Raw genomic sequence first — 6,906 nt, 5'->3', positions numbered from 1 at the left:
GGCGGGACAGGTGGAGCAGTCCCGCCCGGCGGTCTCCGCCCCGGGTGGCCGGGCGCGCCATGGAGCTTCCCGGGCCCGGTGGGGTCAGTAGCCGCGTACCTCCGGCCAGTGCCGCTCGACGCCCGAGCGGTCGAGGAGCCCCGCGAAGTCCGCGAAGCGTTCGTCGTCCGCCTGCACCTCGCGCGGCGTCAGCCCCTCGTCGAGGCAGTGCGCGGCGAGCGCGCCCGCGACCTCGCCGATGTTCCACTCGACGGGGTGCAGCCGGTAGCAGCCGTTGGTGATGTGCGTCGTGCCGATGTTCTTGCCGGCCGGGAGCAGGTTGCGCACGCGGCGCGGCACGAGCGCGCCGAGCGGGATCTCGAAGGGCACCGAGCCGATGTCGACGTAGTTGTCGCCACCGGTCGAGGGGTGCAGGTCGATGCGGTAGCTGCCGACGCCGACCGCGTCCCGGTAGCGGGTGCCGCCGGTCGGGCCGACGAGGTCGATCGCGACGTCGTGCTCGGTGACGGTCGTGACGGCCTTGATGCGCCGGGACTCGCGCACGTACGGGGCCTTCGCGAGCCCGTCCTCGGTGCCCATGACGTCGGGGCGCAGCCGCAGCCCGGGGAAGCCCTTGCCGCCGTCCGCGCGCGGGGCCTCGGTCTGGAGCCAGTACAGGACGGAGAACGAGAGCTGCCTGGCCTCGCGGATCGCCTCCGCCGCCGTCTTCTCGCCGCCGCCTATCAGGGGCTTGAGCCAGTAGTCGTTGAGCGGCCAGTTGACGAGCGTGATGTCGGAGCCGAAGGCGCCCTCGCGGTGCAGCTTGCGGGCCAGGATGCGGCGGAAGCCGAACAGTTCCTTGTCCCCGGCGTCCGCCGACTGGTCGGCGCTCACCGCGAGCGGGTCCTGCTCCGGGTTGGGCACGAAGGTGCGGGGCACGGCCTCCAGGTTGCGCGGGTCGGGCGCGAGGAAGCCGAGGAGCGGGCCCGGCCAGAACTCCGGCCGGTAGGAGCGCCAGAAGTCGTAGTCGGCGGGCTTCTCGATCGTGTGGTCCTCGCCCTCGTGGTACGAGAGCGCGAAGCAGAACGTGATGCCCTGCTGGTTGAGCGGGTCGGCCTGCTCGGGCGCGTGCGGCTCGCCGGTCTCGGCGCGCGACTCGGCGCCGAGCACGTGCTCCACGTCCGCGAGTTCGAGCAGTTCGCCGGTCTCGGTCGCGTCGAGCACGTAGGGGGCCGTGAGGGTGCGGCGGCTTCCGTCGCGCAGGTTCTCGACCGTCACGGACGTGACGGTGTCGCCCTCGGTGCCCGCGGCCACGGGGCGGTGCTCGGTGAGCAGCGTGAGCAGCCCGGCGGAGCGGTACGGGGCGAGCATCCCCTCCAGCGCGGCGAGCCCCGCGCGCGGCTCGGCGCACAGCTTGCTGACGCGCCCGGCGCCCGGGTTGAGCGCCGACTGCGCCGCCGCCTCCGCCCGCAGCGGGTACAGCGTGCGGTAGTGGTCTCGGATCGCCTCGCGCAGCGCGCGGTACGAGGCCGTGACGCCGAACTGCTCGACCCACGGGTGCTCGTCGGGGGGCACGGCCTGCGAGGTGAGCTGGCCGCCGACCCAGTCGGTCTCTTCGGTCAGGACGACGGAGCGCCCCGCCCGGCAGGCGGCGAGGGCGGCGGCGACGCCGCCGAGGCCGCCGCCGACGACGAGGATGTCCGGTTGGCTGGTCACAAGCTATCCTAGGTGGTGCTGATGGTGCTTGTCCTGCGGTTGGTGCGTGTCCTGCGGTGTGAGGGCTGCGGGGTCCGGCGGCGGGTCAGGTCGCCGCCGGGCCCCGTACCGCTTCGGGCGCGGGGCCCGCCGTCGCTCCCGGCCGGAAGGCGCACGGCACGAGGGGTTCGTCCGCGTCCTGGCCCGCGACGAGCGCGGCCAGGAGCCGTACCGCCGCGGCGCCGAGCCGGGTGCGCGGGATGGCGAAGCCGGTCGGCACCGGCTCGGCCGCGAGGTCGGGGGGCGGGTCGCCGAGCAGCGCGAGGCTCAGCTCGCCCGGACAGTCGTACCCGGCCGCCGTGACGGCCGCGCGCAGCGCCCGCCAGGCGGCCCCCGTGTCGGTCTCCTCCGCGACGAACGCCGTGACGCCCTCCGCGCGCCAGGCCCGCAGCCGCGCGGGCGTCAGGTCCGCCCCCGGCTCCGCGGTGCGGAAGACGGCGTCCGCCACGGGCAGCCCGGCCTCCTCCAGGCCCGCGAGGAAACCGCGCTCGCGGTCGGCCGTCGCGGGGGCCTCGTCGTCCTCGCGCACCAGGACGATCCGCCGGTGCCCGAGGGCCACGAGGTGCCGGACGACCTCGCGGCTCGCCGGGGCGTAGTCGGCCCCGACCCACGCGAGGCCGTCCAATTCGTCCCTGCGGCCCAGGTGCACGACGGGGAAGCCGTCCGCCACGAGCCGCCGCAGCTCGCGGGCGGGCGCGTGCCGCCCGAGGAAGAGACAGCCGTCCGCGAGCCTGACCCGGCTCAGCGCCTCGGGGCCCGGGCTCGCGCCGTGCGCGCTCGACCCCGTGAAGAGCACGAGGTCGAAGCCGCGTGCGGCGGCCTCCTGCTCCACGCCGACGAGGAACGGGTAGTAGGAGTGCTGGACGTCCGTGGGGAAGGTGGCCGTGAAGCTGAAGACGCCGAGCAGGTCGTTCCCGGCCCCGGCGAGGCTGCGCGCCGCCGGGTCGGGGACGTAGCCGAGGGTGCGGGCCGCGTCCATGACCTTGCGGCGGGTCTCCGCCGAGATCGTCGCGGCCTGCGGCTTGTCGCCGAGCACGAGCGAGACGGTCGCCTGCGAGACCCCCGCGAGACGCGCCACCTCCGCCTGTCGCGGGCGCGCCCGTTTCGCGGGCTCGCGCGGCGTTCTCGCCGACTTGCCCGGCTTGCCCCGGCTGGTGTCGTTCACGTCTCGACCTCGCTCACTAATGCGTATTAGTAATGCGCATTAGTGAGCACCCTGCGCCTCGGATGGGCGGGCGTCAAGGGGGAAGCGCCGGATTTCACCGCGCGAGAGCTGTGGGCTGCGCCACGAGGCGGGGGCGCGGAGGCGTCCGGGGCGGCCGACGGGCCCGGGTCCCCGGGCCCGCCTTGCGGAATGTACCGTTCCGTTTACCCTCCGCTGGGCAGACTAGGAAGGCACGCCGCTCCGTTCACGGGGTAGCGGGAAACCGTAGGGCCGGTGCGTGCCGGTCCGCTGAGAGAAGAGGCGCCCGACGTGTTCACGAGCGTACTGATGATCGAACAGGCCCTGTCCACGGTGGACATCGAGTTCGTCACCACCCTGCACGGCGAGGAGGCGGTGTCCTTCCACGTCCTCATGCAGCCCCGGGGCGATCAGGACCGGCTGCTGCGCGCGGTGGACGACGTGGCGCTCGGCGAGCTGAGCGAAGCCGTGCGGGAGGCGGAGATCCCGGAGGGCGAGTCCGCCGTGCCGCCCGCGAAGATCGCCCTGGAGCACTCGCTGCGGGCGCTGCGCGAGGCCGGCGCCGACGCCGTGGGCCACGTGGTCGAGAACCACCCGCTCGACGTCATCGCGGCGGCCGTCAAGGAGACGGGGGCGGACGAGGTGATCGTGCTGACCGCGCCGCACTACGTCGAGGAGTTCTTCCACCGCGACTGGGCCTCGCGCGCCCGCCACAAGGTCGGCGTCCCCGTCCTCAAGCTCTACGCGCACACCCCGGACGCCGAGAACTGACCGTCCGCGCCGGCCCGCCCGGAACGCGAGGAGACCGGCGGCGGCGCTCGCGTTCCGGGGCGTGGGGAGCGCGCGACGTCACACGCTCCTCACGCGCCCCCGAGGAGCGCGAAGCACTCGCGCTGCGGACCTTATGGTGGTCCCGATCAGTTCGCCCCCGGGGAGCGCTCGTGACACACGCCTCCCGGCCCCACCCCCTGGAGAACCCACACATGGCCCCCGCCCTCCCCCCCTCCCTCGACCGACCGCACTTCATCGGGATCGGTGGGGCCGGGATGTCGGGCATCGCCCGGATTCTCGCCCAGCGCGGGGCGAGCGTCGCGGGCAGTGACGCGAAGGACTCGCCGACCGCCGCCTCGCTGCGCGCCCTCGGCGCCACCGTGCACCTCGGCCACGACGCCGCCCACCTCGCCGAGGACACCTCCGCCGTCGTCGTCTCCTCCGCGATCCGCGAGGACAACCCCGAGCTGGTCCGCGCCCGGGAGCTGGGCATCCCCGTCGTGCACCGCTCCGACGCCCTCGCCGCCCTCATGACCGGCACCCGGCCCCTCGCGGTCGCGGGCACGCACGGCAAGACGACGACGACCTCGATGCTCGCGGTCTCCCTCACCACGCTCGGCCTCGACCCCTCGTACGCGATCGGCGGCGACCTCGACGCCCCCGGCTCCAACGCCCACCACGGCACCGGCGAGATCTTCGTCGCCGAGGCCGACGAGAGCGACCGCAGCTTCCACACGTACGCGCCCGAGGTCGCCGTCGTCCTCAACGTCGAACTCGACCACCACGCCAACTACGCCTCGATCGAGGAGATCTACGAGTCCTTCGAGACCTTCGTCGGCAAGATCGTCCCCGGCGGCACGCTGGTGATCTCCGCCGATCACGAGGGCGCCCGCGAGCTGACGCGCCGCGTGCGGGAGCGCGCGGACCTCACGATCGTCACCTACGGCTCGGCCGAGGACGCCGACGTACGGGTGCGCAAGGTCTCCCCGCGCGGCCTGACCAGCGAGGTCACCGTCGCGATCGACGGCAAGCTCCTCACCTTCACGGTCTCCGTGCCGGGCAGCCACTACGCGCACAACGCCGTCGCCGCGCTCGTCGCGGGCGTCTCCCTCGGTGTCCCGCTGCACAACCTCGCCTCCGCGCTCCGCAGCTACACGGGCGTGAAGCGCCGCCTCCAGCTCAAGGGCGAGGCGGCGGGCGTGCAGGTCGTGGACTCGTACGCGCACCACCCGACCGAGATGGCCGCCGACCTGGAGGCGATGCGCGGCGCCGTCGAGGGCCGCATCCTCGTCGTCTTCCAGCCGCACCTGTTCTCGCGCACGCAGGAACTCGGCAAGGAGATGGGCCAGGCCCTCGCGCTCGCCGACTCCTCGCTCGTCCTGGACATCTACCCGGCCCGCGAGGACCCCATCGAGGGCGTCACGAGCGAGCTGATCATCGCCGCCGGACGCGCCGCCGGTGCCGACGTGAGCCCGCTGCACGCGAAGGACGAGGTCGCGGAGGCCGTCGCGGGAATGGCGAAGCCCGGTGATCTCGTTCTCACCATGGGGGCGGGCGATGTCACGGACCTCGGCCCCGCCGTCCTGGACCGGCTCGCCGCCGGACCGCACCACGAGCAGTGAGGAGCAGGCCATGGCGTACAACGTCGAGAAGTCGGACCAGGAGTGGCGCGAGGAGCTGACGCCCAACGAGTACGCGGTGCTCCGCCAGGCCGGTACCGAGCCCGCCTTCGTCGGTGAGTACACGGACACCAAGACCAAGGGCGTCTACGACTGCCGCGCCTGCGGTGCGGAGCTCTTCACCTCGGACACGAAGTTCGAGTCGCACTGCGGCTGGCCGTCGTTCTTCGACCCGAAGGACTCCGACGCCGTCGAGCTGATCGAGGACCGCTCGCACGGCATGGTCCGCACCGAGGTCCGCTGCGCCAACTGCGGCTCGCACCTCGGCCACGTCTTCGCGGGCGAGGGCTACGCGACGCCCACGGACCAGCGGTACTGCATCAACTCGATCTCCGTGAAGCTCGTCCCGGACGACGCGAGCTGAGCCGCGGGGCCCCGGCGCGGGCCCCGCGCGCACCTAAGGGGCGGGACGGCCTTACGCCGCCCGCCCCTTCGCTCTAGGCTCCTCGGGTGACAGCAACGCACAAGACCCTGCGGGCCGTCAGCGACCTGCACATCTCCTACGAGGAGAACCGGGCGCTCACCGAAAGCATCCGCCCCGCCCACCCCGAGGACTGGCTCATCGTCGCGGGCGACGTCGGCGAGCGCCTCGCCGACATCGAGTGGGCGCTGCGCCTCCTCGCCGGCCGCTTCGCCCGCGTCGTGTGGGCACCGGGCAACCACGAGCTGTGGACGCTGCCGGGGGAGCCGGACCAGGCGCGCGGCGTGGCCCGCTACGAACGGCTCGTCGCCCTCTGCCGCGACCTCGGCGTCCTCACCCCCGAGGACCCCTGGCCGGTGTGGGACGGCCCCGGAGGCGGTCCGGACGGCTCCGGCGGCCCGCTCCGTATCGCCTCGCTCTTCACCCTGTACGACTACTCCTGGTACGCCCCCGGCACCACGAGCCCCGAAGCCTCGCTCGCCCGCGCCCACGAGGCGGGCATCGTCTGCACCGACGAGGCCGTGCTGTACCACGAGCCCTACGCGGGCCGTGCCGCGTGGTGCGCGGACCGGGTCGCGTACACCGAGAAACGGCTCGCCGAGGCGGCGGGCGGACCGCCGCTCGTCCTCGTCAACCACTGGCCGCTCGTGCGGCGCCCGACCGAGATCATGACGCACCAGGAGTTCGTGCAGTGGTGCGGCACGGAGCGCACCGCCGACTGGCACACGCGCTTCGACGTCCGCGCCGTCGTCTACGGCCACCTGCACATCCCCCGCTCGGCCCGCTACGACGGGGTGCCCTTCGAGGAGGTCTCGCTCGGCTACCCCCGCGAGTGGAAGCGGTTCGGGCGCCGCGCCGACCTCGCCCGCCCCGTCTTCCCCGAGGTCGCCCCGTGATCGCCGAGGTACTGCCCCAGGGCATCAGCGCCGCGCACCACCACGGCACGGACCCGCACGCCCGGCTTTTCCCCGAGGAGGAGCCCTTCGTGGCGCGCGCCGTCGCCAAGCGGCGCGCCGAGTACACGACGGTACGGGCCTGCGCGCGCCGCGCCCTCGCCACGCTCGGCGTGCCCCCGGTCCCGCTCCTGCCCGGCGAGCGCGGTGCCCCCGGCTGGCCGG

6 protein-coding genes and 1 pseudogene are annotated in these 6,906 nt (G+C 73.9%); 5 read left to right on the top strand and 2 right to left on the bottom strand.

Annotated elements, in window-relative coordinates:
* Positions 1–84: 84 nt before the first annotated feature.
* Positions 85–1,695: an FAD-dependent oxidoreductase gene (locus SSBG_RS04425; protein WP_008745019.1), complete on the bottom strand. Its 1,611-nt coding sequence runs from the start codon at positions 1,693–1,695 to the stop codon at positions 85–87.
* A gap of 85 nt (positions 1,696–1,780) precedes the next feature.
* Positions 1,781–2,812 (bottom strand): LacI family DNA-binding transcriptional regulator, encoded by a 1,032-nt coding sequence (locus SSBG_RS04420; RefSeq protein WP_037871077.1) that lies wholly within the window; start codon positions 2,810–2,812, stop codon positions 1,781–1,783.
* Between the two features lie 414 nt (positions 2,813–3,226).
* On the opposite strand from SSBG_RS04420, the gene SSBG_RS04415 reads away from it, so the two are divergent.
* From SSBG_RS04415 to SSBG_RS04395, 5 genes and pseudogenes are all read left to right on the top strand, one after another.
* Entirely contained in the window at positions 3,227–3,688 is a 462-nt protein-coding gene (locus SSBG_RS04415; RefSeq protein WP_078491456.1) for an indole-3-glycerol phosphate synthase, read from the top strand.
* Between the two features lie 212 nt (positions 3,689–3,900).
* Positions 3,901–5,310 carry a UDP-N-acetylmuramate--L-alanine ligase gene (gene murC, locus SSBG_RS04410; protein ID WP_008745016.1) on the top strand — a complete coding sequence of 470 codons (1,410 nt, stop codon included), beginning with the start codon at positions 3,901–3,903 and terminating at the stop codon, positions 5,308–5,310.
* Between the two features lie 10 nt (positions 5,311–5,320).
* Positions 5,321–5,731, top strand: coding sequence for a peptide-methionine (R)-S-oxide reductase MsrB (gene msrB, locus SSBG_RS04405; protein ID WP_008745015.1), 411 nt, complete (start codon positions 5,321–5,323; stop codon positions 5,729–5,731).
* Positions 5,732–5,817: 86 nt separating this feature from the next.
* Positions 5,818–6,684, top strand: a complete 867-nt coding sequence (locus SSBG_RS04400) for a metallophosphoesterase family protein (RefSeq protein ID WP_008745014.1) — start codon at positions 5,818–5,820, stop codon at positions 6,682–6,684.
* Positions 6,681–6,906, top strand: a pseudogene (locus SSBG_RS04395) (phosphopantetheinyl transferase); the annotation flags it as partial. The gene SSBG_RS04400 and the pseudogene SSBG_RS04395, both read left to right, overlap by 4 nt.

Source organism: Streptomyces sp. SPB074, from assembly GCF_000154905.1.
Taxonomy (GTDB): domain Bacteria; phylum Actinomycetota; class Actinomycetes; order Streptomycetales; family Streptomycetaceae; genus Streptomyces.
This window is presented reverse-complemented; position numbering and strand designations above follow the sequence as displayed.